This window comes from Nocardia sp. CC213A, assembly GCF_030766805.1.
Lineage (GTDB): Bacteria > Actinomycetota > Actinomycetes > Mycobacteriales > Mycobacteriaceae > Nocardia > Nocardia otitidiscaviarum.
Genome location: NZ_JASFXA010000006.1, coordinates 21,801 through 45,420 on the forward strand (window position 1 = coordinate 21,801; position 23,620 = coordinate 45,420).

Annotated in this window: 20 protein-coding genes; 7 read left to right on the top strand and 13 right to left on the bottom strand. The window is 70.0% G+C overall.

The window, feature by feature from the left end; translation table 11 throughout:
- Positions 1-65: 65 nt before the first annotated feature.
- Together QJS31_RS12735 and QJS31_RS12740 are read right to left on the bottom strand one after the other, a co-directional pair.
- Positions 66-1,871, bottom strand: a complete 1,806-nt coding sequence (locus QJS31_RS12735; protein ID WP_282784750.1) for a long-chain fatty acid--CoA ligase — start codon at positions 1,869-1,871, stop codon at positions 66-68.
- A complete protein-coding gene (locus QJS31_RS12740) occupies positions 1,864-2,319 on the bottom strand; it encodes a MarR family winged helix-turn-helix transcriptional regulator (RefSeq protein ID WP_282784752.1) in 456 nt (151 codons plus the stop codon). The genes QJS31_RS12735 and QJS31_RS12740 overlap by 8 nt, the downstream gene beginning before the upstream one ends.
- 195 nt (positions 2,320-2,514) lie before the next feature.
- On the opposite strand from QJS31_RS12740, the gene QJS31_RS12745 reads away from it, so the two are divergent.
- The 3 genes from QJS31_RS12745 (at position 2,515) to QJS31_RS12755 (ending at position 5,909) form a co-directional block, all read left to right on the top strand.
- Positions 2,515-3,147, top strand: coding sequence for a glyoxalase (locus QJS31_RS12745; protein ID WP_282784753.1), 633 nt, complete (start codon positions 2,515-2,517; stop codon positions 3,145-3,147).
- 385 nt (positions 3,148-3,532) lie between these two features.
- A complete protein-coding gene (locus tag QJS31_RS12750; RefSeq protein WP_306356798.1) occupies positions 3,533-4,897 on the top strand; it encodes a hemolysin family protein in 1,365 nt (454 codons plus the stop codon).
- Positions 4,890-5,909: a hemolysin family protein gene (locus QJS31_RS12755; protein ID WP_282784756.1), complete on the top strand. Its 1,020-nt coding sequence runs from the start codon at positions 4,890-4,892 to the stop codon at positions 5,907-5,909. The genes QJS31_RS12750 and QJS31_RS12755 overlap by 8 nt, the downstream gene beginning before the upstream one ends.
- 116 nt (positions 5,910-6,025) lie before the next feature.
- Here QJS31_RS12755 and QJS31_RS12760 read toward each other — a convergent pair whose 3' ends face one another.
- On the bottom strand, positions 6,026-6,469 hold the full coding sequence (locus tag QJS31_RS12760; RefSeq protein ID WP_282784758.1) for an iron chaperone: 444 nt from the start codon (positions 6,467-6,469) through the stop codon (positions 6,026-6,028).
- A gap of 20 nt (positions 6,470-6,489) precedes the next feature.
- Complete coding sequence (locus tag QJS31_RS12765) at positions 6,490-6,861, bottom strand: VOC family protein (protein ID WP_282784759.1); 372 nt, start codon at positions 6,859-6,861, stop codon at positions 6,490-6,492.
- 111 nt (positions 6,862-6,972) lie between these two features.
- Between QJS31_RS12765 and QJS31_RS12770 the strand changes: the two genes are divergently transcribed.
- Entirely contained in the window at positions 6,973-10,044 is a 3,072-nt protein-coding gene (locus QJS31_RS12770) for a LuxR C-terminal-related transcriptional regulator (RefSeq protein ID WP_306356799.1), read from the top strand.
- 97 nt (positions 10,045-10,141) lie between these two features.
- Positions 10,142-10,915 carry a hypothetical protein gene (locus QJS31_RS12775; RefSeq protein WP_306356800.1) on the top strand — a complete coding sequence of 258 codons (774 nt, stop codon included), beginning with the start codon at positions 10,142-10,144 and terminating at the stop codon, positions 10,913-10,915.
- A 228-nt stretch (positions 10,916-11,143) separates the two neighbouring features.
- Here the strand turns inward: QJS31_RS12775 and fabG are convergent, their stop codons facing one another.
- The 9 genes from fabG to QJS31_RS12820 all read right to left on the bottom strand — a co-directional run bounded on the left by fabG (position 11,144) and on the right by QJS31_RS12820 (position 21,206).
- The gene (fabG, locus tag QJS31_RS12780; protein ID WP_195120011.1) at positions 11,144-11,896 is read right to left on the bottom strand and encodes a 3-oxoacyl-ACP reductase FabG; all 753 of its coding nucleotides are present in this window, start codon (positions 11,894-11,896) and stop codon (positions 11,144-11,146) included.
- Between the two features lie 10 nt (positions 11,897-11,906).
- Complete coding sequence (locus QJS31_RS12785; protein ID WP_282785327.1) at positions 11,907-12,446, bottom strand: TerD family protein; 540 nt, start codon at positions 12,444-12,446, stop codon at positions 11,907-11,909.
- Between the two features lie 19 nt (positions 12,447-12,465).
- Positions 12,466-13,299 (bottom strand): SAM-dependent methyltransferase, encoded by an 834-nt coding sequence (locus QJS31_RS12790; RefSeq protein WP_306356801.1) that lies wholly within the window; start codon positions 13,297-13,299, stop codon positions 12,466-12,468.
- A 151-nt stretch (positions 13,300-13,450) separates the two neighbouring features.
- A complete protein-coding gene (locus tag QJS31_RS12795) occupies positions 13,451-14,404 on the bottom strand; it encodes a purine nucleoside permease (RefSeq protein ID WP_306356802.1) in 954 nt (317 codons plus the stop codon).
- 60 nt (positions 14,405-14,464) lie between these two features.
- The gene (ctaD, locus tag QJS31_RS12800) at positions 14,465-16,198 is read right to left on the bottom strand and encodes a cytochrome c oxidase subunit I (protein WP_306356803.1); all 1,734 of its coding nucleotides are present in this window, start codon (positions 16,196-16,198) and stop codon (positions 14,465-14,467) included.
- Between the two features lie 192 nt (positions 16,199-16,390).
- The gene (locus QJS31_RS12805) at positions 16,391-17,521 is read right to left on the bottom strand and encodes a lipase family protein (RefSeq protein ID WP_306356804.1); all 1,131 of its coding nucleotides are present in this window, start codon (positions 17,519-17,521) and stop codon (positions 16,391-16,393) included.
- A gap of 45 nt (positions 17,522-17,566) precedes the next feature.
- The gene (locus tag QJS31_RS12810; RefSeq protein WP_282777212.1) at positions 17,567-19,681 is read right to left on the bottom strand and encodes an AMP-binding protein; all 2,115 of its coding nucleotides are present in this window, start codon (positions 19,679-19,681) and stop codon (positions 17,567-17,569) included.
- Positions 19,678-20,577, bottom strand: coding sequence for an SDR family NAD(P)-dependent oxidoreductase (locus QJS31_RS12815; protein WP_282777214.1), 900 nt, complete (start codon positions 20,575-20,577; stop codon positions 19,678-19,680). Before QJS31_RS12815 ends, QJS31_RS12810 begins: the two co-directional genes overlap by 4 nt.
- A complete protein-coding gene (locus QJS31_RS12820; protein WP_282777216.1) occupies positions 20,574-21,206 on the bottom strand; it encodes a TetR/AcrR family transcriptional regulator in 633 nt (210 codons plus the stop codon). Before QJS31_RS12820 ends, QJS31_RS12815 begins: the two co-directional genes overlap by 4 nt.
- A gap of 195 nt (positions 21,207-21,401) precedes the next feature.
- On the opposite strand from QJS31_RS12820, the gene QJS31_RS12825 reads away from it, so the two are divergent.
- Both QJS31_RS12825 and QJS31_RS12830 read left to right on the top strand, forming a co-directional pair.
- Entirely contained in the window at positions 21,402-22,175 is a 774-nt protein-coding gene (locus QJS31_RS12825) for a hypothetical protein (protein WP_306356805.1), read from the top strand.
- A gap of 91 nt (positions 22,176-22,266) precedes the next feature.
- Positions 22,267-23,613 (top strand): wax ester/triacylglycerol synthase family O-acyltransferase, encoded by a 1,347-nt coding sequence (locus QJS31_RS12830; protein ID WP_143982888.1) that lies wholly within the window; start codon positions 22,267-22,269, stop codon positions 23,611-23,613.
- Positions 23,614-23,620 lie beyond the last annotated feature (7 nt).

Below are 23,620 nucleotides of genomic sequence, written 5' to 3' on the forward strand. Positions count from 1 at the left end.
TGACACGGACCTGATACCGGGCTGACACACCCGCCGAACCGATGTTCGCGCTGTTCAGGGCACGGTCAGCGGCGGTACATGCCCTCGATCTCGTCGGCGAAGCGTTCGGCGATGACGTGGCGTTTGACCTTGAGGGTGGCGGTGAGTTCGCCGGATTCCTCGGAGAGATCGCGGGGCAGGACGGTGAACTTCTTGATCGCCTCGGCGTGCGAGACGGTGTTGTTGGCGTCGTCGACGGCGCGCTGCACCTCGGCCAGCAGGGTCGGGTCGTCGCGCAGGTCGGCGACGGTGGCGTGGGCCGGGGTGGCGGTGGCCGCCTTCCAGGACTCGAACGCCTCCGGGTCGATGGTGATCAGGGCGGTGATGTAGGTGCGGCCGTCACCGACCACGATCGCCTGGGAGATCAGCGCGTGCGAGCGGATGCGGTCTTCCAGCGGGCCGGGTGAGACGTTCTTGCCGCCCGCGGTGACGAGCAGATCCTTCTTGCGGCCGGTGATGGACAGGAAGCCGTCGGCGTCGAGTTCGCCGAGATCGCCGGTGCGCAGCCAGCCGTCGGACAGCGCCGCGGCGGTGGCCTCCTCGTTGCGCCAGTAGCCGGTGAACACCACGCCGCCGGACAGTTCGATCTCGCCGTCCTCGGCGATCCGAACCCCGTTGCCGCCCAACGGCTGTCCCACGGTGCCGATCTTCACCGCGCCCGGCACGTTGACGCAGTGCGCGGCGGTGGACTCGGTCAGGCCGTAACCCTCGTAGATCGGGACGCCGACGCCGCGGAAGAAATGTCCGAGCCGGGGCGCGAGCGCTCCGCCGCCGGAGATGGCGAACTCGCAGTCCCCGCCCAGGGCCGCGCGCAGCGGCGCGTACACCAGGCGATCGCACAGCGCGTGCTGGACGCGCAGCAGCGGGGACGGTCGCCGCGCGAAACCGCCGGTGCGATCCAGGTTCTGGCTCCATCGGATGGCGGTGCGCTCGGCGAACCGGAAGATCGCGCCCTTGAGCGCGCCGCCCTCGTGCGCCTTCTTGTCCGCGCCGTCGCGCACCTTCTCGAACACCCGCGGCACCCCGAGAATGGTGTGCGGGCGGAACCGCGTGAACTGCCCGGTAATCGTCTTGAAGTCCGACCAGTGCGCCTGGGTCATGCCGCCCTCGAGGGCGGCCAGCGAGACGGCACGGGCCAGCACGTGGGCCAGCGGCAGGAAGGTGAGCATGCGCTGCCCGGGGCGGGCGACGTCGCCGATGCTGGCCTTCAGGATGCCGCGCACCTCCGACAGGAAATTGCGGTGGGTGAGCATGCAGCCCTTGGGGCGGCCGGTGGTGCCGGAGGTGTAGACCAGGGAGGCGAGGCCGTCGGCGCGCAGCCCGTCGAGCCGCTCCCGCAGCGCCGCGTCGGGCACGTCCGCGCCTTCGGCGATCAGGGTGGCCTCGGCCCCGTCGTCGATGACCAGCATGCGCCGCAGCGTGTCCGGTGCGGCGGTGACCAGATCCTTGTGCCGGGCGGTCTCCACCACCGCGAGCGCGGCCCCGGAATCCTCCAGGATCCAGCGCACCTGCTCGGCGGCGGAGGAATCGTAGACCGGCACGGTCACCGCGCCCGCGGCCCAGATCGCGAAGTCGAGCAGCGTCCACTCGAATCGGGTCGCCGACAGCAGCACCACCCGGTCGCCGGGTTCGATGCCATTGGCGATCAGGCCCTTGGCGACGGCGGAGACGAGGCGCGCGAACTCGGCGGCGGTGACGTCACGCCACTGGTCTCCGGCGGGCCGGGAGAACAGCACCCGGCTCGGAAAGTGCTCGGCTTGGGCGTAGACCGATCCGACGATGGTCTCGTCGGCGGCGATGGTGAAGCTGGCTGCCGCGGTGAACTCACGCATGCTCGTCTCCAGTGGTCGGATGGGAGTGACGGAATCGCCGGAGCGCGGCGGCGAAGTCGGAGATTTCCCGGGAGGTCCAGTCGGTCATGCGCTCGCCGAGCAGGGTCAGATCCCGCGCGACCGCCGCTTCGAGGGCCTGCCGTCCCGCGGCGGTCAGGGTGAGCGGGTATCCGGCGTGCAGGCTGCCCTCGCCCGCCGCCACCCAGCCCGCGTCCATGCAGGACCGCAGCTGCCGCGACACCGTCGACCGGTGCACACCGAACGCCTCGGCGAGCTGGGTGGCCCGGCATCCCGGATTCCGCGCGATATAGGACAGGGTCGACTGCTGCGCGAACGACGGCACGCCCTCGGCGACGGGGCGGCCCGCGATGATCTCGCGGACGATCCACGCGAGCTCGTCGTGAACCGCGACGAGCTCGGGGGACGCCCCGCCCGACTGGTGTTGCATAGCGCAACTATAGCGCCGCGGACCGCCGCCCCGACGGACCGGGGTGTTCGGCCGCACGACCGGCCGGTCGCGCCGAACCGGACCGGATACCGAGACACGGCGACGCACCCACGGTCCGCTACGTGCTCGTTCCGTGCCCGGAATCCGTGGTCGGCACGGATGTCGTTCCGCCGCGCGGAAAATAGCGTTAGCTGCATGAACTCCACCATGGAAACCAAGACCGACATCACCGTTCACCTCGAGGTCGCCGACCCCGACGCCGCCCGCGCCACCTACGACGCGGCCTTCGGACTGGGCGATCGTGTGCGGTTCCGCGCCGGACAGGAACCGTCCTCTGGCTTCCGCGGCTGCATGCTCTCCCTCGTCGTCGCCCAGCCCGGCACCGTCGACAGCCTCATCGCCACCGCGCTGGACGCGGGCTTCACCACCCTGAAACCGGCCAAGAAGACCTTCTGGGGCTACGGCGGCGTCATCCAGGCCCCCGAGGGGACCATCTGGAAGATCACCAGCTCCAACAAGAAGAACACCGGCCCGGTCACCCGCGAGGTCGACAGCATCGTGCTGCTGCTCGGCGTCGAGAACGTCAAGGCGACCAAGCAGTTCTACGCCGACCGCGGCCTGCCCGTGGGCAAGAGCTTCGGCAGCAAGTACGTCGAGTTCGCCACCCCGGGCTCGACCGTCACCCTGGCGCTCTACGGCCGCCGCGCCGCCGCCAAGGACGCGGGCGTCGACCCGGAGGGGTCGGGTTCGCACCGGATCGTCATCGGCGGCGATATCGGAACATGCACCGATCCCGACGGCTTCGTCTGGGAGAGCAGCGCTGTCTGACCTCGATATTCCCCATCCGACGCCATGGGCGGCGTCGAACCGGCGGACCACGCGATCATGTGCGGTCCGCCCCCCGATTCCCCTGCGGCACAACGAAGTCCAGCGGCGTCAGTGGTCGTGTCCCGAGGAACGGCATCACCAGGTTCGAACCGATCCGGATGGGCGTTGCCGCCCCGCCCCGCCCCGGGGGCGACGGCGGCCGCCCGCTGGCGAGGGGTCCGGGCCGGGTTGTGACCTCGGCCCGGCATTCAGCCGTGGCGGCCCGATTTGCCCTATCCTCGATGCCACCCATTCCGTCCCGGAGAAAGCAGGTCATGAAGCGACGTTCGCGCCGCCGAAAATCCGTTCCCGGTCGAAGTAAGCGACCCCGACGAGGGGAGCTGACGTGGTGACCGCGGTGAGCATTGTCGCCGGTGTGCTGGTCGTCTTCGCCATCACCGCCGTGACCGGGTACTTCGTGGCCCAGGAGTTCGCCTATATGGCGGTGGACCGGTCGCGGTTGAAGGCGGCCGCGGAAGCGGGGGACGCGAGTGCGGCCCGGGCGCTGGGGGTGACGCGGCGCACGTCGTTCATGTTGTCGGGGGCGCAGCTCGGCATCACGGTCACCGGGCTGCTCGTCGGGTATGTGGCCGAACCGCTGATCGGCCGCGGGATCGGGGATCTGCTCGACGGCGCGGGAGTGCCGCTCGCGGTGGGCGTCGGCATCGGTGCGGTGGCGGCCGTGGTGTTCTCCACGCTCGTACAGATGGTGTTCGGCGAACTGGTGCCCAAGAACCTCGCCATCGCCCGGCCCGAACCGGTGGCCCGCTGGCTGGCCTGGTCCACCACGCTGTACCTGCGCCTGTTCGGCTGGCTCATCACGCTGTTCGACCACGCCTCGAATCTGCTACTGCGCGCGGTGCGCATCGAACCGGTGCACGATGTGGAGCATTCGGCCAATCCGCGCGACCTCGCGCATATCGTCGCCGAATCCCGCGATGCCGGTGAACTGCCCGCCGACCTGTCCACCCTGCTCGACCGAATGCTCGACTTCCCCACCGGCAGCGCCGAACACGCCATGATCCCGCGGCCTCGCGTCGACACCGTGCGCGCCGATCAGCCCGTCGAACTGGTGCTGGAACGGATGGCCACCGGCCACACCCGCTATCCGGTGATCGGCGAGACCAGCGACGACCTGGTCGGCATCGTGCACCTGCACGACCTGCTCGCCACCACTGTCACCGGACCGGTGGCCGCGTACACCCGGCGCGCGGTGGTGGTGCCGGAATCGCTGCCGCTGCCGGAGGTGCTGGCCAGGCTGAACGCGGCCGACGACGAAATGGCGCTGGTGGTGGACGAATACGGCGGCTTCGCCGGCATCGTCACCATCGAGGACATGGCCGAGGAGCTGGTCGGCGAGCTCGCCGACGAGCACGACCCGTCCACCGATCCGAGTCGGGCGCGGCGGCTCGACAACGGCTGGCTCATGCCGGGCGGCCTGCATCTCGACGAGGTCGCCCGTGAGCTGGACCACCGGCTACCGTCCGGTGACTACGAGACACTCGCCGGTCTGCTCATCGCCGTGCACGGTGACCTGCCCGCCGTCGGCGACACCGTCGATGTCGAACTGCCGCCGGACCCGGCCGAACTGGTGGCCGACGCCCCACCCACACCCAGGGTGCTGCACGCCGAGGTGCGTGCCGTCGACAAACACGTGCCCGCACAGGTTTTCGTGACCGTCTCCGAGTCGCGGGAGGACGACCGTGGATAACCCGTGGATCGTCGCCGCCGTCACCGTCGCGCTCATCGCGGCCAGCGCCTTCTTCGTAGCGGTGGAATTCGCGCTGGTCGCAGCCCGCCGCTACCGACTCGAGGACGCCGCGCCGCACAGTGCCGCCGCCCGCGCCGCGCTGCGCAGCGCCTCGGAACTGTCGGTGCTGCTGGCCGGTTCGCAGCTCGGCATCACCGTCTGCACGCTCGCGCTCGGCGCGATCACCAAACCGGCCGTGCACCACTGGCTCACCCCGGTCTTCGACACCTGGGGCGCGCCACTGTGGTTGGCCGATGTCGCCGGATTCGTCCTCGCCCTGCTGATCGTGACCTTCCTGCACCTGGTGATCGGTGAGATGGCCCCGAAGTCCTGGGCCATCGCGCATCCGGAGCGGTCGGCGATCATGCTGGCGCTGCCCATGCGCGCCTTCATGTGGCTGACCCGGCCGCTGCTGACCCGGCTCAACGAACTGGCCAACTGGTGTCTGCGCCGGATCGGCGTACAACCGGTCGACGAGGTGTCGGCCGGGCAGAATTCGGAGGCGCTGCGGCATCTGGTGGAACACTCCGCCACCGTCGGCGCGCTCGACCCTGACGACCATCGGCGGCTGGCGGCCGCGCTGGAACTGGAGAGCGTGACCGTCGCGGATCTGATGCGGGCCGACCCGAATCCGAGTTCGGTACCCGCCGACGCCGGCCCGGCCCAGATCCAGACCGCCGCCGACGCCACCGGGCATCTGCGTCTGCTGGTCACCGGTCCCGACGGCATCACCGGCGTGGTCCACGTCCGCGACGCGCTGCGCGCCCCGGCCACCGCGACCGCCGCCGACCTGGCCCGCCCGGTGCTGCGGCTGGCCGCCGACACCCCGGCCTATCAGGTGCTGCGCACCATCCAGGATTCGCGCAACCACCTGGCCGTGGTGTCCGACGGCGACGGGCGAATGCTCGGCGTGGTCACCCTCGCCGACATCCTGCAGCGCCTCATGCCGACCCCCAGCCGTCCGGCGACCTGACGGGGTGGACGTGCGCCGTGGCATGCCCGCGGCCGATTCCTGCCCGGACGTTCGCGACCGACCTCGCACGGCGGCCCCCGGAACCGTGCGGTTCCGGGGGCCGATATTTCGGGTCGTCAGGATTCGGCCCGGCGCACCAGGTCGGCGATCCGCTGTTCGACGGCCGGGGTGAGTTCGGTGAGGGCGAAGGCCGTGGGCCACATGGGGCCGTCGTCGAGGTGGGCGATGTCGTTGAAGCCGAAGGTGGCGTAGCGGGCCTTGAACTTCTCGGCGCTCTGGAAGAAGCAGACGACCTTCCCGGCGCGGGCGTAGGCGGGCATGCCGTACCAGAGCTTGGGGCTCAGGGTGGGGGCGTGCTCCTTGACGATGGCGTGGACGCGTTCGGCCAACGCGCGGTCCGCGTCGGACATCGCGGCGATCTTGGCGAGCACGTCGACCTCGGGGTCGGCCTTGGAGCCGCGGCGGGCGGCGGCCTTCAACTCCTGGGCGTGCTCCTTCATGGCGGCGCGCTCCTCGGCCGAGAAGCCCACGGTGGTCTTGGTCTTGCGGGTGGTGGTCATGGCGGTTGCCTCTTTCGGTGTCAGTGCGTGCGGTCTTGGAGCAGGCCGAGGACATTGCCGTCGGGATCGGTGACGGTGGCGACCAGGCGGCCGCCGCCGACATCGCGCACCGGTTCCCGCACGGTCGCGCCCGCCGCCAACACGTCGGCGAGCTTCGCCTCGATATCCGGTACGTGCCAGTAGGAGACCGGTGCGGTCATGCCCTGCGGCCCGCCGTCGGGCACCAGGCCGATGTGCTGACCGCCGACCTCGAAACCGACGTAGAAGGTGCCGTCGATCTCGGGCGGCACCCCGAGCAGCGCGCTGTAGACCTGCTTGGCCGCCGCCAGATCGGAGACGGGATGCAGCACGGTCCTGATGCCGGAGTGGTCGACCGTTCGTGTTGCTTCCATGGCGATAACGCTAGATTCGGCGCGGGCCGGTGCCATCCGTGCCGACCACGGATCTCACCACGTAATCGGGTCCGAGGGACGGATCGACGGCGATGCGAGAGGATGGGTGGCGTGTCGAAGCAGAGGGTCTCCGCCGGGATCTCGGACCGGGAGGCCGAGGTGCTGGCTCTGGTCGGGCAGCATCGCAGCAATGCCGAGATCGCGGCCGAGCTGTACATCTCCGTGCGCACCGTGGAAACCCACGTGTCCTCCCTGCTGCGCAAGGTCGGCGTCCCCGACCGGCGGGCGCTGGCGGGCCGCGCGGCCGAGCTGACCAGGGCGGAGCCGACCGGGGAGGCGGCGACCACACTGCCCGCGCCGCTGACGTCGTTCGTCGGCCGGACCGGCGAGCGCGTGGCGCTGCGGGCGGCCGTCACCGCGCATCGGCAGGTGACCGCGCTCGGGCCCGGCGGCGTCGGCAAGACGCGGCTCGCGCTGGCCGTCGCCGCGGATCTGGCGGGTGCATTCGGCGACGGCGCGTGGTTCGTGGACCTGGTGCCGGTGACCGATCCGGAGATGACCGGCTCCGCGGTGGCCCGCGCGCTCGGACTCGGCGAGCAGCAGGGGCGCAGCCTCGACGATTCGGTGCTGGCCGCCCTCGCCGACCGGCACACGCTGCTGGTGCTCGACAACTGCGAACATCTGCTCGACGGCGTGGTGCCGTTCGTCGAACGCCTGCTCGCGCGCTGCCCGCGAGTGTCCGTGCTGGCCACCAGCCGGGCGCGGCTCATGGTGCCCTTCGAGCAGGTCTACCCGGTGCCGTCGCTGTCGGTGGACGGCGGCACGGCCGATGCCGTCGCGCTGTTCCTGGACCGGGCCGCGGCACTGGGCTCGACCGTGCCCGCGGAGCAGGTGGATCAGGTCTTCGAGGTGTGCCAGCGACTCGACGGGCTGGCGCTGGCCATCGAACTGGCGGCGGCGCGACTGCCCACGCTGGGCCTGGACGGACTGCGCGCCAGCCTCGCCGATCCGCTGCGGCTGCTGGTCGGCGGGCGGCGTGCCGATGAACGGCACCGGTCCGTGCGGGCCATGCTGGATTGGAGTCAGGCGCTGCTGACGGCCGAGGACCGCTGCCTGCTGCGCCGCATCGCCGTCTTCGTCGCGCCGTTCACCGCGGCCGATGCCGTCGCGGTGGCGGGATACACACCGCTGGAACCGTTCTCGGTGACCGAGGGGCTGGCGCGGCTGGCCGAGCAGAGCCTGCTGACCGCCGTGCCCTCCACACGCGGCACCCGCTACCGGGCGCTGGCGACCATTCGGCAGTACGAGACCGAACAGCTGGTCGAGACCGGCGAGTTGGTGGACGTGCTCGCGCGCCATCTGCGGTGGTGCCTGACGACCGCCACCGCACTGGACGCGGCCGAGCCGACCGGCGATTGGCGCACCCGCTTCGACGCGGCGGCCGACGATATCCGGGCGGCGCTGGCCTGGGCGGCCGAGCAGGACGATCACCGCGCCGACGCGCACGCCCTGGCCTCGGCCCTCGCGCGACTGGCCTTCTCCCGCAACCTGATCGGCGAATCGCAGCTGCGATACGAGCAGGCCGCGTCCCTCACCGACGACCCGGCCGCCGCGGCTGCGGCACTGCGGCACGCGGCCGAGGTGGCCGGATGCCGGATGCGCGGCGAGGACATGTACCGCCTGTACCGCGCCGCCGCCGACATCGCACGGACCGCCGGAGGGCAGGCCGCAGCGGCCCGCGACCTCGCCACGGCCGCCATCACCGTATTCCGCCTGGCCGACACCTTCTCCGCGCCGCCACCCCCGACCGAGGCCGCGACCCTGCTGATCGAGGCACGAGCCCTGGGCGGCGACGACCCGGCCGCCGTGGCCGCGGTGGCGCTGGCCGAATGCGGGGTGCTCGCCCACCTCGACGACACGATGGCCGCGGAGCTGAAAACCATGGTCCCCGAGGATGATTCGTCCGGCGCAGCGACGGCCGACACCACTCGCGGGGCCGCGAGTATCACACCGCGCCCGCCCGACCGGCGAGCCGCCGCCGAGGGCGGCACGGCCCCGATCATCGGACAGCCACCCGCGGCGACGGCGACACCTGCCCCCTGTACCGCTCCGGCTGGCACGACGCCCGCAGCCACCGCTCACACCGCGAGCGGCCGCACGACACCGCCGAACGCCGCGACTCGTCCGATCGTGGGGTCCGCGGCCGAGCCCACTCCCGCCGCGACCCATCCGAACGCTGGGCCCACCGCCGCGGCGACTGCCGAGCCCACCGCCGCCGCGATCACCCTGGCCCGGCGAGCGGTCGAGCTGGCGGAGCGGACCGGAGAACCGTTGGCGCACAGTGCCGCTCTCGATGCGCTGGCGGCAGCGCAGTGCTGGGCGGGCGATATCTTCGCCGCCGCCGAGACCGCACGCCGCCGGGTGGAACTGCTCGACGCGGTACCGGTGAGTCCGGCCAGTGCGCTGGAGCGGGTGAACGCGCTCGCCGAGGCCGCCGAAACCCTGATCGGGGTCGGTGATCTCGCGGCGGCGCGGCGCTGCGGGGAACAGTTGCGCGATCTTCCGCTGCTGGCCGAGCGGGGTGATTTCGCCACCTCTCGGCTGCTGGCGGCGGATGCCCTGGCCGGCAATGTCGATGATGTGATCGCGGGCAGTGGGCGATTCCTCGATGCCTGGGAGCTGGCCGGGCGACCGCGGGCTCCGCAGCTCGCCATCGCGGCGACCGCAGTGGCGCTGGCGCACGGGCTGCGCGGGGACGACCGGGCTCGGGCCGACTGGCTGGGGATCGTCGACGCCCTCGGCGTCACCCCGGACCAGAATGCCTTCAGCGCCATCGCCGATGCCGTACTGCTGCTCCATCACGGCGAGGCGGACCAGGCGCTGGCCCGGCTCGCGGCTCCGCCCGAGGAACTGGATGTGGAGTTCGTCTGGGTGTGGCGGCACTGGTACACGGCGCTGCGCGCGGAGGCCGCGACACTCGCGAACGATCCGAAGTCCGCCGAATACCGCACCGCGGCGGGCCCGGTGGTCGCCGGGAACCCCGTTGCCAGCGCCATCGTCGACCGCGCCATCGCACTGCACGACGGCGATCTCGCCCGCCTGCCCGCTATCGCCACCGCCTTCGAGGCCGCGGCGTGCCCGTACCAGCGCGACCGCACCCGGTCCCTCGGCGGTGAGGCCTGATCCGGTCGAGGCACTTCACGTCCGGTGGACGGCCGTCGGCAACCTGGTCATTCGCCGCCCTGTCTCCGCGTGGCCGCCGCCCCTAGCGTGATGCGGCATGAGGATTCGTTATCCACAGCTGATGAGGGTCGCGGCGGCGGCCATGTGCGCGGGCCTGCTGGGCGTCGGTGCGGCGGGCGCGGAGCCGCCGACGCCGGGCGGACCGGTGCCGCCCGCCGAGGCACCGGTGGACGGCCCGGCCAATCTCGACGGGCTGACGGTGCGCGTCCGGCCGGACGGCGGCTATCTCACCGGGGTCACCGTGGAATTCGATCGGACCAGCCGCACCGAGAGCGGCGAGAAACCCGCCGCCGCACAGCAGTTCGTCTTCCTGTTCGATCGGTCCGTGCGGATCAACGCGGAGCGGTTCCCCACCTGTGCGCGTGCGGTGCTGGCCGCGCGGGGACCGGCGGGCTGCCCGGCCGGTTCGCAGGTCGGGGCGGGCGCGGCGGAGATCCATCCGGATCGGGCCGTGGAGGTGCTGGTGTTCAATACCCGCTACGCGAACGGCGATCGGGGCGTGCTGATCACCATTCCCGCCACCGGCGGCATTCTGGAGAACACCCTCGAGCCGGTGTCCGACGGCTACCGCGCCGACTACGGCGTCGCCCTCGACGAACTCCTCCCCTCGCCCCTGCCCGCCGCGCAGCGCCCCGCCACCACCCGCTTCCGCGTCACCTTCGGCGCGACCCACACCGACCACACCAGCACCCACAGCTACCTGGAGTCCTTCGCCCTCCCCGGCGCACCGCTGAAGTTCGGCCTCTGGAGCCACTTCGTCACCGGCCAGATCCTCGAACCGACGGCCTACGCACCCCGCCCACTTGCCTGACTCGGTGCTCTTTGTCCAAGACCGCGCAGTATCGATCGCGCACACTGAGGATGTGACATTGAGCTGGCAGGAGGTGGTGGCGATGGCCCCCTCGTCGCGCCGGACCAGTTGCGCGAACTGATCGACGCGGCGTGGTGGGCGGCGGCTCCAGTCGCGATCCGCCGCCGACGCGAGGCACCCGGAGTCTCATGGCGAAGGCCCTCGAAACGGATACGGCCGGTTCAGGTGTCAGTTCTTGGGGCCGCCCGCGACGTAGAGCACCTGCCCGGAGACGAAACCGGCTGCTTCGCCGACGAAGAACGAGACCGCGTTGGCGATATCCGCGGGCACGCCCGTGCGGGCGACCGGGATCATGGCGGCGTTGGCGGCCTTGAAGTCGTCGAAGTTCATGCCCAGGCGTTCGGCGGTGGCCGCGGTCATCTCGGTCTCGATGAAACCGGGGGCGATGGCATTGGCGGTGATGCCGTACTTGCCGAGTTCGACGGCGAGGGTCTTGGTGAAGCCCTGCAGGCCCGCCTTGGCGGCCGAGTAGTTGGCCTGGCCGCGATTGCCGAGCGCGGAGGTGCTGGACAGGTTGACGATGCGGCCGTACTTGGCCTCCACCATGTACTTCTGCACGGCCCGGGTCATCAGGAAGGAGCCGCGCAGATGCACGTTCATGACCGAATCCCAGTCCGCCACCGACATTTTGAACAGCAGGTTGTCGCGGGTGATGCCCGCGTTGTTGACCAGGACGGTGGGCGCGCCGAGTTCGTCGGCGACCCGCCGAACGGCGGTCTCGACGGCCTGCTCGTCGCTCACGTCGACGCCGACCGCGAGGGCCTTGCCGCCCGCGGCGACGATCTCGTCCACCACCGGCTTACCGGCGGCCTCGTCCAGATCCAGTACGGCGACGGCGAATCCGTCGGCGGCGAGGCGGCGGGCGGTCTCCGCGCCGATACCGCGGGCAGCTCCCGTCACGATTGCGATGCGCTCGGTCATGGTCCTGAGCTTAGGCGAGGAACCGCGTCACCTGCCCCACGGCTTCCACCGGATGCTCGGCGTGGATCGGCACCCCGAGCGCCTCGAACCGCCACGTCCCGTCGACCGGGAACAACCTGCCCATGACGAATCCCGCGTGCTCACTGTCGACCAGGTCGTAGCGGGCGAGTTCGGTGCCGCGCACCCCGTCCACCAGGCGGCAGAAGGCATTCTCGATCTGGTCGAAAGCCTGGCCGGTATAACAGGTCACCAGGAACAAGACCGTCGTGACCCGGGTGGACAGCCGGGTCAGATCGACGGTGATCACCTCGTTGTCGCCCTTGCCCTCACCGGTCAGGCTGTCGCCGTGGTGCCGCACCGAACCATCCCGCGAGGTCAGCTGTTCGGAGTAGACGACATCGACGATATCGCCGCCGACGAACAGCAGCGCCGCCGCATTGAGGTCGATATTGCGGCCCCGCCCGCCGAACACGCGGCGGTGAGCAGGATCCCATCCCAGCGCCATCTCGATATAGGTCAGCGCCGCCCCGGTCTCATCACGCAGAGTCATCACACGAGCTTGCCAGCAATCAGCGCTTGCGTCCCACGCCACCCGCGATACAGTGCCGAACCGATTCGAGCGGACGCAGCCGGGGCCCGTCCGGCCACCATTCGTCGCATAGCACCACACCGGGATCGACCATCTCCAGACCGTCGAACATGGCGTCGATCTGCGCACGGGTGCGGAAACGTCCACTGCCCATGGGACTGTGGACGAACTTGTCCTCCATCTTGCGTGCCAGCTCGCTGTGCTCCGGTGTCTCCGGATCGAAGAAGTGCGCGATGGCCACATACGAGCCGGACGGCAGCGCATCGACGTAGGTGCGCATGAGCGCGCCGGCGTCGTCATCCAGATAGTGGTGCAGGGTGCCGATCTGGAACAGCGCGATCGGCTCGTCGAAATCGAGATGGGCGCGCACCGTCGGATGATTCATCACATCGAAGGGCCGGAAGATGTCCGCGCCGACGATGGTGGTGTGTGCCGCGCTGTCGAGCAGTGCGCGGGAATGGGTGAGCACCATGGGGTCGTTGTCCACGTACACCACCCGAGCATTCGGGGCGATGCGCTGCACCACCTGGTGGGTGTTCTCCGCCGTCGGCAGCCCGGAACCCAGATCCAGGAATTGCCCGACCCCGGCCTCCCGCGCCAGGAACCGGCATACCCGAATAAGGAAATCCCGGTTGGCCCAGGCCAATTCGGCCACCTGCGGGGCGACCGCGCGCACCTGCTCCAGTACTTCGCGGTCCACCTCGAAGTTGTCCTTGCCACCCAGCGCGGCATCATAGACTCGCGCGATACTCGCGCGAGTGATGTCCACCCCGACCGGCGCCGCACTCGGATAGGCGGCGAAGTGTTGGGACATCGCGAACTCCTCGCGTCGGGTTCGGCATCGACACGAAGATTTTCCCGCATTTCGCACATTCTGTGGGCAATACGGCCTTACCTATCTGCGACGTTCCCCGTCGCGGCTCGGCCGCACGCGCTCGAGCTGGGCGAACGCCATATGGCGAACGCTAATTCCGATACGGATTCTGCAACAAGTGCTCCACCACGCGGCGGCCGACGGTGTACTGATTCTCCAGCGCCAGAGCGAAACCCGGCCCGGAGTGGTCCAGATGCGCGACCACGGACTGGCCGGGGAAGGGCTGGTCGAAGTTGCTCACGGTACGCAGTGACAGGTAGCGGTCGAGGTAGCCGAAACCGTTCAGGGCCGTCGCGGTGGCATTGTCCTCCATCTGGGTGGTGCAGTAGACGCCCTCACCCTTGCTGCGCACGCCCATGATGTGGCGGGCGGTATCGGAGGGGACCTTCCCGGAGAAGTAGTCGTCGCCGGTCATGGTGTCGCAGATTCGCACATCCGGGGTGCGCCCGGCCTGGCCCGGGTACTGCGCGCGTTCGGCGGCGGCCTCCGGGCTGTCGGCGAGCGTGGCCTCGCGGGTGAGTCCGTAGGCGGTGTCCACGAGCGCGTCGTCGAGGCGATAGGCGGCGGTGTTATAGTCCTCCACCGGACGGAATCCGAACGGCACCTCGGGGGCCTCGGCGGGATCGAGGTGATTGCCGAGGTCGAAGTCGACCACCCAGCGGGCCCAGGACGCGGAGCCGAGCGTGCCCTGATCCGGTGGCGTACCGGCGATTCCGGCGGTCAGGAACCAGGCGTGTGAGAAGTCGAATTTCGGGCTGCTCAGAATGGCGGTCATGGTGGTGGCCGCATTGGATTTGCCCTGGCCGGTCTCGGCCACGCACAGACCGTCGCCATTGCATGCGACCGGTTTGTACGCGCCGGGGACCTCCACCGTGGTGGACAACTGCTCGCGCCGCAGCCACACCTCCGATTCCGGGTCGAACATGGTGATGACCAGGACGCCGACCTCGAGCCGGTCGGGGCCGTCCTCGGTTCCGGAGCAGCCGGCCAGGGCCAGCGCGGCCACGCCGAGGGCGATGGCGAACTTTCGGCAACGGTGCGTCATCGGGTCAGCATAAGCACACCGGGGTGCGGTGGCCGGGCACGCCACCGCACCGAATCCGAGTCAGACGTGTTCGGTTTCGCGCACCTCGTGCTGGCCGCCGGAGCCCCAACCCACGTGGGCCTCGGCGCGCATGCGGTCGATCATGTGCGGGTAGTGCAGCTCGAACGCCGGACGCTCGGAGCGGATGCGCGGCAGCTCGTAGAAGTTGTGCCGCGGCGGCGGGCACGCGGTCGCCCACTCCAGCGAATTACCGTAGCCCCACGGATCGTCCACGGTCACCACCTCGCCGTAGCGGTAGGACTTGAAGACATTCCACGCGAACGGCAGCACCGACGCGCCGAGGATGAACGATCCGATGGTGGACACGGTGTTCAGCGTGGTGAATCCGTCCATCGGCAGGTAGTCGGCGTAGCGGCGCGGCATACCCTCATTGCCCAGCCAGTGCTGCACCAGGAAGGTGGCATGGAAGCCGACGAAGGTGGTCCAGAAGTGCCACTTGCCCAGACGTTCGTCCAACATGCGGCCGGTCATCTTGGGGAACCAGAAGTAGATGCCCGCGTAGGTGGCGAAGGCGATGGTGCCGAAGAGCACGTAGTGGAAATGCGCCACCACGAAATAGGTGTCGGAGACGTGGAAGTCCAGCGGCGGGCTGGCGAGCAGCACGCCGGACAGGCCGCCGAAGAGGAACGTGACGATGAAGCCGACCGCGAACAGCATCGGCGTCTCGAAGGTCAACTGCCCCTTCCACATGGTGCCGATCCAGTTGAAGAACTTCACACCGGTCGGCACCGCGATCAGGAAGGTCATGAACGAGAAGAACGGCAGCAGCACCGCGCCGGTGGCGTACATGTGGTGCGCCCACACCGCCACCGACAGCGCCGCGATGGCGATGGTCGCGTAGATCAGCGTGGTGTAGCCGAAGACCGGCTTGCGGCTGAACACCGGGATGACCTCGGAGATGATGCCGAAGAACGGCAGCGCGATGATGTATACCTCGGGGTGCCCGAAGAACCAGAACAGATGCTGGTAGAGGATGGTGCCGCCGGAGGCCGGATCGTAGATGTGCCCGCCCAGGTGCCGGTCGTAGTACAGCGCCAGCAGGGCCGCGGTGAGAATCGGGAAGGCCAGCAGCACCAGGATGCTCGTGACCGCGATGGTCCAGGTGAACACCGGCATCCGGAACATGGTCATACCCGGGCAGCGCAGGCAGACCACCGTGGTGAGCATGTTGACGCCGCCGAGGATGGTGCCCAGACCGGATACGGCCAGCCCCAGGATCCACAGGTCCGCGCCGACGCCGGGCGAGTGCACGATGTCCGAGAGCGGGATGTAGGCGGTCCAGCCGAAGTCGGCCGCGCCGCCCGGGGTGATGAATCCGGCCGTGGCCATGGTCGCGCCGAACAGGTACAGCCAGTAGCTGAAGGCGTTCAGGCGCGGGAAGGCGACGTCGGGTGCGCCGATCTGCAACGGCAGGATGATGTTGGCGAAGCCGAACACGATCGCGGTCGCGTAGAACAGCAGCATGATGGTGCCGTGCATGGTGAACAGCTGGTTGAACTGTTCCGCCGACAGGAACTGCATGCCCGGCCGCGCCAGCTCGGCCCGCATCAGCAACGCCATCAGCCCGCCGATCAGGAAGAACGAGATGGCGGTGAACAGGTACATCTGACCGAGCGTCTTCGGATCGGTCGTGGTGACCGCGTCACGCAGGAACCCGCCCTTCGGCCTGCCACGCCGGGGGAACGGCCGGGCGGCCTCGAGGTTCTGTTCGGGTTTTGGAGCTACGGCAGTCACGCACATCCTCCTCGGGAGGGTATTCGTTGCGAACGATCCGATCGGCACCACAGCAGACGCGGGCACAGCGTACCCACAGCAAATAGATCTTCGCGGAAAACACTCCGATTCGGAAGAAAAGCAACCGAACTGGAAGAAAGAGCCCCACGGCGGCCGATGCCGAGCGCGACGGCGCGGCACCGGCGCCGGCGCTCAGGCGCTGAGGGGGCGCTGGAGGCGGTTCTCCGTGAAGCGGTCGGCGAGGAAGGAGAAGGCCCGCGGCGCGAAGCCGAAGGCCCCGGTGAGGTGTTCGAGCCGGGGCATGGTGTGCAGGGTGACGTCCACACCGAGCTCACGCCAGTCCGCGTAGAGGTTGGCGGTCTGGCTGAACGGGACGATCTGCTCCCCCGTCCCCGCGCCGAGCAGGATCGGCGTGGCGGGCGGAATGGAACCCAGGCGGTTCTCACGCACCCGGGCGAGCACCTCCGGCACCTCGAGCGGGTGGCGGTGCACGAAACGCGCCGACTGGGTGGGCAGCACCGCGCCGTAGGCCATGCCGAACGCGAAACCGGGAACCACGTGGGCGCGGCGCAGCACCGCGGCCAACATCCGGGCCGAGGGCTTGAGGTGGGAGAGCACCTCGAGTTCGGGGTAGGCGGCGTCGATGCCCATGACCGCCCAGAACAGCAGGAAGGCGAACAGCTTTCCGTCGTGCGCCTCGAACATGCCCTCCAGATCCGCGGGCGGCGACCCCACGGCCCCACCGACCAGCGGCAGATCGGGCGCGTAGCCGGGCTGCAATTGCAGCGCCCAGCCCGCCGCGCAGCCGCCCTCGGAGTAGCCGCAGATGGCGAGCGGACCGTCCGGATCCAGCTCCGCGTCGGCCAACTGCCGGGCCGCCCGCATGCTGTCCAGCACCGACGGTCCCAGCGCCCGCCCCATCACGTACGGATGGGTGCCGTCACTGCCGAGCCCGGGATAGTCGGTGATGGCCACGGCCCACCCGCGCCGCAGCGCCTGCGCGATGAACAGCGATTCGTACTCCAGACCGCGGCTCAGCTGCCACGACGCGGCGGCCACGAAATCGGCCAGGCCCTGGGTGCCGACCGCGTAGCCGATCAGCGGCCGCGGCCCGTCGGCGTGCGGGGTGCGCGGCACCAGCACGGTCCCGGTGACCTCGATGGGTGCGCCCTGCGCATTGGTGGAGGTGTAGCGGATGTGCCAGGCGCGGGCTCGATGCCGCAGTCCGGGAAGCAGATACGCTTTCATCCGCCGCGCCTCGAGCAGTCGCCCGGGCGAATGCTGGTGCGCGGTGACATCGGAGGAGCTCGGGAACGCGGTCATCGTCGATCCGCCTTTCACATCCCGGGCAGGCATGTTCCCCATGGCCTACCCGCCGTACTGCTGTCGCAAGGCCGCGCGGTCGATCTTGCCGGCGGCATTGCGGGGAATCTCCCCCGTGATCATGATGTCACGGGGTCGTTCGAAACGAGAGACGTTGGGATACAGATACTCTCGCAATCGGGTGACGGACGGTGACGATCCGGTCGCGGCCACGACATACGCCACCAGCCGCTGACCGTATTCCTCGTCGTCTACACCCATGACCGCCACATCCGATACATCGGGATGGGCGGCCAAAACGTTCTCCACGACTTGGGGATACACGTTCTCCCCACCCGAGACGATCATGTCGTCGGAGCGCCCGACCACGAACAGCCGCCCCGCGGCATCGAATCGCCCCAGGTCACCGGAGTCGATGAGGCCGGCCACCCGCTGCTTGTCGTGCCCGCTGGAATAGCCGGAGAACCCCTGTGCGCCACCGACGCAGATGCGCCCCGTGCGGCCCGCCGGGACGGGACGACCGGCGGTGTCGAGCACCGCCACCGCGGTACCCGCCACCGGCCTGCCCACGGTGCCGGGCGCGGCCCGCAGCTCCGCGGGCGTGGCCAGCGCGGCGATGCCGATCTCGGAGGAGCCGTAGCCGTTGCACAGGACCTCACCGAAGACGTCCATGAACCGGTGCGCGAGCGCGGGAGACAGCGGGGCGGCACCGCACAGCACGACGGCGAGCGCGGAGGTGTCGTACCGCTCGCGCACCTCGGTCGGCAGGTCCAGCACCCGCCGCAGCATGACCGGAACGACCGCCCAGGCGTCGGCGCGGCGGGCGGCGGTGGCGGCCAGCGCCGCCTCCGGATCGAATCCGCGGCGCAGCACCAGGGTTCCGCCCAACAGCAGCCCGAGCGACAGCACGGCCAGCCCGAAACCGTGGAACAACGGAATCCCGACCACGATGGTGGTACCGCTGCGCAAACCCAGTCGATACAGCGCGCTCAGCCCCGGGCCGAGGAACGACCGCACCGACGGCCGCCGCGGCACCCCCTTGGGCGCGCCCGTGGTCCCGGCGGTCAAAATGACGATGCGGCCCGGCCGAACCCGCCCCGGTGCCGGATATCCCAACCGGATCAACCCCTCGAGGCTCCGCTCCGCCCCGCCCGCACGAACTCGACCCGGATCCGCACCATCGCGCCCGGGCCGGACGCCCACCCCTTCGACGCCCACGGGCCCGCCCGCTCCACCGGCACCAGAACGCTCGCCGGAGCCGACGACCCCCGCCCGCTCGCCAGCCCTACCGCCCCCCGCGTGCGCGCCAACTCCTCCGGCGTCCGCATGCTCGCCGGCGCGGCTGATATCCGCATGCTCGTTGGCGCGGCCGGCATCCGCCTCGCCGGTCCGGCCACTCCCGGGCCTGCCGATCGGCGGCGCGTCCGCTCGCGCGGGCCGCGGACGATCGCCGACCCAGCCGACATCCCCGTGCTCGCCATATCCTCCGGCATCCGCACGCTCGCCACGGCGGCTGGCATCCGTATCCGAGCCGGTCCGGCCGACACCCCCGGGCCTGCCGACGGACGGCGTTTCCGCACGCGCGGGCCGCGAACGATCGCCGTCCCGGTCGCCATCCCCGTGCTCACTGGGGCGTGGCTCGTTTCCGCGGGCGGGTCGGGGGTGATCGCCGTCCGCTCCGGTCAGGATCGGGCCGGAATAGCCTGCGGCGCGGACCTTCTCGATGAACTCCGCGTCGCACACCAGGACCGAGGCGCGTTGCTCGGCCAGGGTGCGGCGCAGCGCCTCGGTGTGGAACTCGGTATTGCACAGCACCATGTCCGCGCCGCAGAGCGCGGCGGCCAACGCTGCTTCCACGAAGGCCCGGCCGTTGCGGCACAGCACCAGAACCGAATCACCGTGCCCGACGCCGTATTCGGTGCGCAATCCGCCCGCGAGGGCTTGCACCCGGCGGTGCAGCGTCGCGAAGGTGAGCGGGCTGCGCTCGTCCACCAGGGCGATGCGGTGCGGCCAGCGGGCGGCGGCGACGCCGAGCAGGGTGGCGATATTCGGACCGCGCCACACCGCACCGGCCAGGCGCGCCAGGGCGGGCGGACTCACCGGGGTCAGGATGCCGGACCGGGTGACCGCGGCGGCGACCTCGCGCAGCGGCGCGGTCACGACGACTTCCCCAGTGCCGCATCGGTATCGCGGGTGCACCGGACCCAGCCCCGCATCAGCAGGTCCAGCGCACCCGGCGCGGCGGCCGAGGCCACCCCGGCGGGCCACACCCACCACGGCTCGATATCGCGCGGCCTGCGCACGATGGCCCGCGCCACGATCTGCGCGGCCTCGTCCGGGAACAGACCCGGCAGCGCGCGCATGATCGGTGTGGGCGCGCTCATGCGGGTGTAGATGAGCGCCATGTAGATGGTGGTGACGGTGACCCCGTCGCGCCGAATCTCCGGGCTCACGCTGCGCAACCAGGTGTCGAAGGCCCCCTTCGACGCCTGATACGCACCCCAGCGCGGGCCGGGTCCGATGCGCACGCCGATGGTGGAGACGTTCACGATGTGCCCGCCGCCGCGCTCCCGCATGGCGGGCAGCAGCCCCAGCAGCAACCCGATCGGGCCCAGGTAGTTGATGTCGATGGTGCGTTCGAAGTCGTGGAATCGGTCGTATTGCAGGTGCAGGGAGCGGCGCAGCGATATGCCCGCGTTGTTGACGATCACGTCCAGCGCGCCGTGCCGCTCGGTGATCGTCTTGGCCAGCTCCGCCACCGCGGTCTCGTCGGACAGGTCGGCCGGATAGGCGACGGCCCGGCCGCCCGCGGCCTCGATCTCGGCGGCGAGGGCTGCCAATCGGTCGGCGGTGCGGGCGACCAGCAGCACCGTGGCACCGGCCGTGCCGAGCAGTCGCGCGGTGGCCGCACCCAAACCGTAGGACGCGCCGGTGACCAGCACCGTCCGCCCGGACACCGCCGCGCGCAGGGCCGACGCGTCACGCAGTCGCGGCGGGTTCACCACCCGGTCGGCCGCGCCGCGGGCGGTGTGGACGACGGTGTCCCACAGGCTCATCGCTTCTCCTCGATGACGCGCTCGGCCGCCACACCGGCGAGACCGACGGCGAGGGTGCGCGCGGCGAACCGCACCAGCTCCTCCCAGCCGTAGGCGTGCAGGTACTGGCGGACGCTGGTGAAGTGATCGGCCAGACCGTTGATCGAGGACCACAGCAGCACCAGCGCCGGTCCGAACTCGTCCTCGGGGGCGTCGTGGCCGCTCAGCCGCACCACCGCCTGGCGGGTCACGGCGAGCACCCGTCCCGCCGCGGCGGCCAGCACGCCGCCCACCTCCGGGTCCAGGTCGACCTCCCCGGCGAGCACGCTCCAGACGTTCAGTTCCCGCCCGTACACCCGGTAGACCTCGAGGTATTCGGTGGCCACGGCGACATAGAGGTTCTCGGCGTCGTCCGCGACGGCGCAGACGGGTTCGATGGCGTCGGCGAATTCGTGCAGGCGCTGCGCGTAGAGCGCCGCGTACAGCGCTTCCTTGGTGGCGAAGTAGGTGTACACGGTGCCGGGGCTGATGCCCGCCCCCTTGGCCACGTCCCGCATCTGCAGTGCGCCGAAGCCGTGCTCGATCAGCAGGGCGCGCCCGGCGTCGAGAATGTCGCGCCGACGAGCGTCGCGGTCACCCCACTTGGCCATGCGCCCTCCAGATTTTGAACACGGTTCATATTGAACAAGGTTCAGAATGCCCGTAACCGGGGTTCACGTCAACCCCCGGCGCCGGGGCCGGTTCGCCCGCACTCATGCGGCCCGGCGATATCGGGCGCGTCTCGATACAGAAGGTCACGGGAATTTCTCATATTCCTTGTCGGGCAAGGAATTACCATTGGATTCGTGCACAGCACACTGGAGGCGGCACGCCGTCATCTGCTCGGAGTGGATCCGGACGCACTTCTGCATTCGCGCAACCGGCTCGCCGAAACCGGAATCGCGCGTCTGGGATTTCTGCTGCCTCATCGCGTCAAGCGGGCACTGGCGGCAGAGGCGCTGGCCCTCGTCGAACATCATCGACAATGGGGCGAGCAGCTGCCGATCGAGTCCGCACCGCCATCGCACGGCATCGACATCCCACCGTGGACCATCGACGCGCACGCCGTGTTGATTCCACGGCTCTACGACTGTGATGCGTTGCGGCACAACCTTTCCGTGGTGGCGGCCGAGACGGTGCTGCCCCACCCGGACGTGACCCGCTACGCGATCGTCCGGCGGCATCACGACGCGCCCTGCCAATGGCATTGGGACGACTACTCTTTCGCCTTCGTACTGGTGGTGGAATGTCCACCGCTGGCCGACGGCGGATTCGTCCAGACCGTGGCACACACCCGCCGCTCCCACTATCGCGAGGACATTCACCGCACGCTCACGCGAAATCCCATTCGCTCCTGGGAATTGCGGCCCGGCGATCTGTATTTCATGCGCACCGCCAGCACCCTGCACCGCGTGTACCCCTTCGAGCACGGCCACCGCACCATCGTCAGCATGAGCTTCGCGGCGCGCGGGGATCCGGAGCGGGAACGCACCGCGCGGGCGAACGCCGGCCGCGTCCCCGACACGCCCGGACCAGGTTTGATCACGGGTGAAGCGGCTATGACGAATCAAGTACCGTGATAGCCTCGTTCACTGATACGCAGCGGGGGGCAGTGTCGCCGAACCGTATATACCTGGGCAGCATCTGCCCCACCGGCACAGGCGATGACACATGGATCTTCTCAACCCCATTGACGCGATCTTCCTGGGCATCGAATCCCGTGAGCACCCCATGCACGTGGGCGGCCTACAGCTGTTCGAACCGCCCGCCGACGCCGGGCCGACCTTCACCCGTGACGTCTTCCGCCGGATGACCTCGGCCACCGACGTGCGCACCCGCTTCCGCCGCCACCCCAGCCGCGGGCTGTTCGGCGGATTCTCCAGCGTGTCCTGGCATCAGGCCGACGAGGTGGACCTGAGCTACCACCTGCGACGCTCGGCCCTGCCCGCACCCGGCGGCATGTCCGAACTGCTGGACCTGACCGCCCGCCTGCACGGCCAACTGCTGGACCGGCACCGCCCGCTCTGGGAGGCGCGGCTCATCGAGGGGCTCGACGACGGCCGCTTCGCCGTCTACATCAAGATCCACCACGCCCTCATCGACGGCGTCTCCGCCATGCGCCTGCTGCAGCGCACCCTCACCGACGATCCGCTCGATACCGAACTGCGGGTGCCGTGGACCATGGGCGCTCCGGCCCGACCGCACACCGAACCCGTGAGCCCATGGCAGCAACTACGAAAGGCGTTGCCCCGCACGGTATCCAGCGCCCGCGCCGCCGTGGGCCCGCTGCGCGGCGTGCTCGACGGCCGCCTGGAACTGCCCATGACCGCGCCGCCCACCATGTTCAACGTGCCGATCGGCGGAGCGCGCCGGATCGCGGTGCGGTCGTGGCCGATGGAGCGGATCAACGCGGTACGCACCGCCACCGGCGCCACGGTCAACGACGTGGTACTGGCCATGAGCTCCGCCGCGCTGCGCGAATACCTCATGGACCACGACGCGCTGCCCGACCAACCACTCATCGCCATGGTGCCGGTGAACATCCGCACCGAGGCCGAGACCGACGGCAATATCGTGGCCGCCTGCCTGTGCAACCTCGGCACGAATATCGCGGACCCGGTCGCCCGCCTGGAAACCATCAGCACCTCCATGCGCGACGCCAAGCAGATCTTCACCCAGCTCCCACAGTTGGAGGCCATCGCGCTGTCGGCCCTGCTGATGGCGCCGCTCGGCGTCTCCCTGCTCCCCGGCTTCGACGCCCTGCCCCGGATGCCGTTCAATCTGGTGATCTCCAATGTCCCGGGTCCGCGCACTCCCGTGTACTTCCAGGGCGCGCGCCTCGACGCCAACTACCCGCTCTCGATCCCCTTCGAGAGCCAGGCCATGAACATCACCCTCAACACCAATGGCGACAACCTCGATTTCGGCATCGTCGGCTGCCGCCGCATCCCCCACCTGGACCGACTGCCCGAACACCTGGAAAGCGGCCTGGCCGAACTCGAGAAGGCGGTGGCCTGACCCGGCG

Bases quoted from the DNA above. Each gene is read 5' to 3' on its own strand.
- QJS31_RS12735 (WP_282784750.1), bottom strand. From the start codon at position 1,871: ATGCGTGAGTTCACCGCGGCAGCCAGCTTCACCATCGCCGCCGACGAG.
- QJS31_RS12740 (WP_282784752.1), bottom strand. From the start codon at position 2,319: ATGCAACACCAGTCGGGCGGGGCGTCCCCCGAGCTCGTCGCGGTTCAC.
- QJS31_RS12745 (WP_282784753.1), top strand. From the start codon at position 2,515: ATGAACTCCACCATGGAAACCAAGACCGACATCACCGTTCACCTCGAG.
- QJS31_RS12760 (WP_282784758.1), bottom strand. From the start codon at position 6,469: ATGACCACCACCCGCAAGACCAAGACCACCGTGGGCTTCTCGGCCGAG.
- QJS31_RS12765 (WP_282784759.1), bottom strand. From the start codon at position 6,861: ATGGAAGCAACACGAACGGTCGACCACTCCGGCATCAGGACCGTGCTG.
- QJS31_RS12775 (WP_306356800.1), top strand. From the start codon at position 10,142: ATGAGGATTCGTTATCCACAGCTGATGAGGGTCGCGGCGGCGGCCATG.
- fabG (WP_195120011.1), bottom strand. From the start codon at position 11,896: ATGACCGAGCGCATCGCAATCGTGACGGGAGCTGCCCGCGGTATCGGC.
- QJS31_RS12785 (WP_282785327.1), bottom strand. From the start codon at position 12,446: ATGACTCTGCGTGATGAGACCGGGGCGGCGCTGACCTATATCGAGATG.
- QJS31_RS12790 (WP_306356801.1), bottom strand. From the start codon at position 13,299: ATGTCCCAACACTTCGCCGCCTATCCGAGTGCGGCGCCGGTCGGGGTG.
- QJS31_RS12795 (WP_306356802.1), bottom strand. From the start codon at position 14,404: ATGACGCACCGTTGCCGAAAGTTCGCCATCGCCCTCGGCGTGGCCGCG.
- QJS31_RS12805 (WP_306356804.1), bottom strand. From the start codon at position 17,521: ATGACCGCGTTCCCGAGCTCCTCCGATGTCACCGCGCACCAGCATTCG.
- QJS31_RS12815 (WP_282777214.1), bottom strand. From the start codon at position 20,577: ATGAGCCTGTGGGACACCGTCGTCCACACCGCCCGCGGCGCGGCCGAC.
- QJS31_RS12820 (WP_282777216.1), bottom strand. From the start codon at position 21,206: ATGGCCAAGTGGGGTGACCGCGACGCTCGTCGGCGCGACATTCTCGAC.
- QJS31_RS12830 (WP_143982888.1), top strand. From the start codon at position 22,267: ATGGATCTTCTCAACCCCATTGACGCGATCTTCCTGGGCATCGAATCC.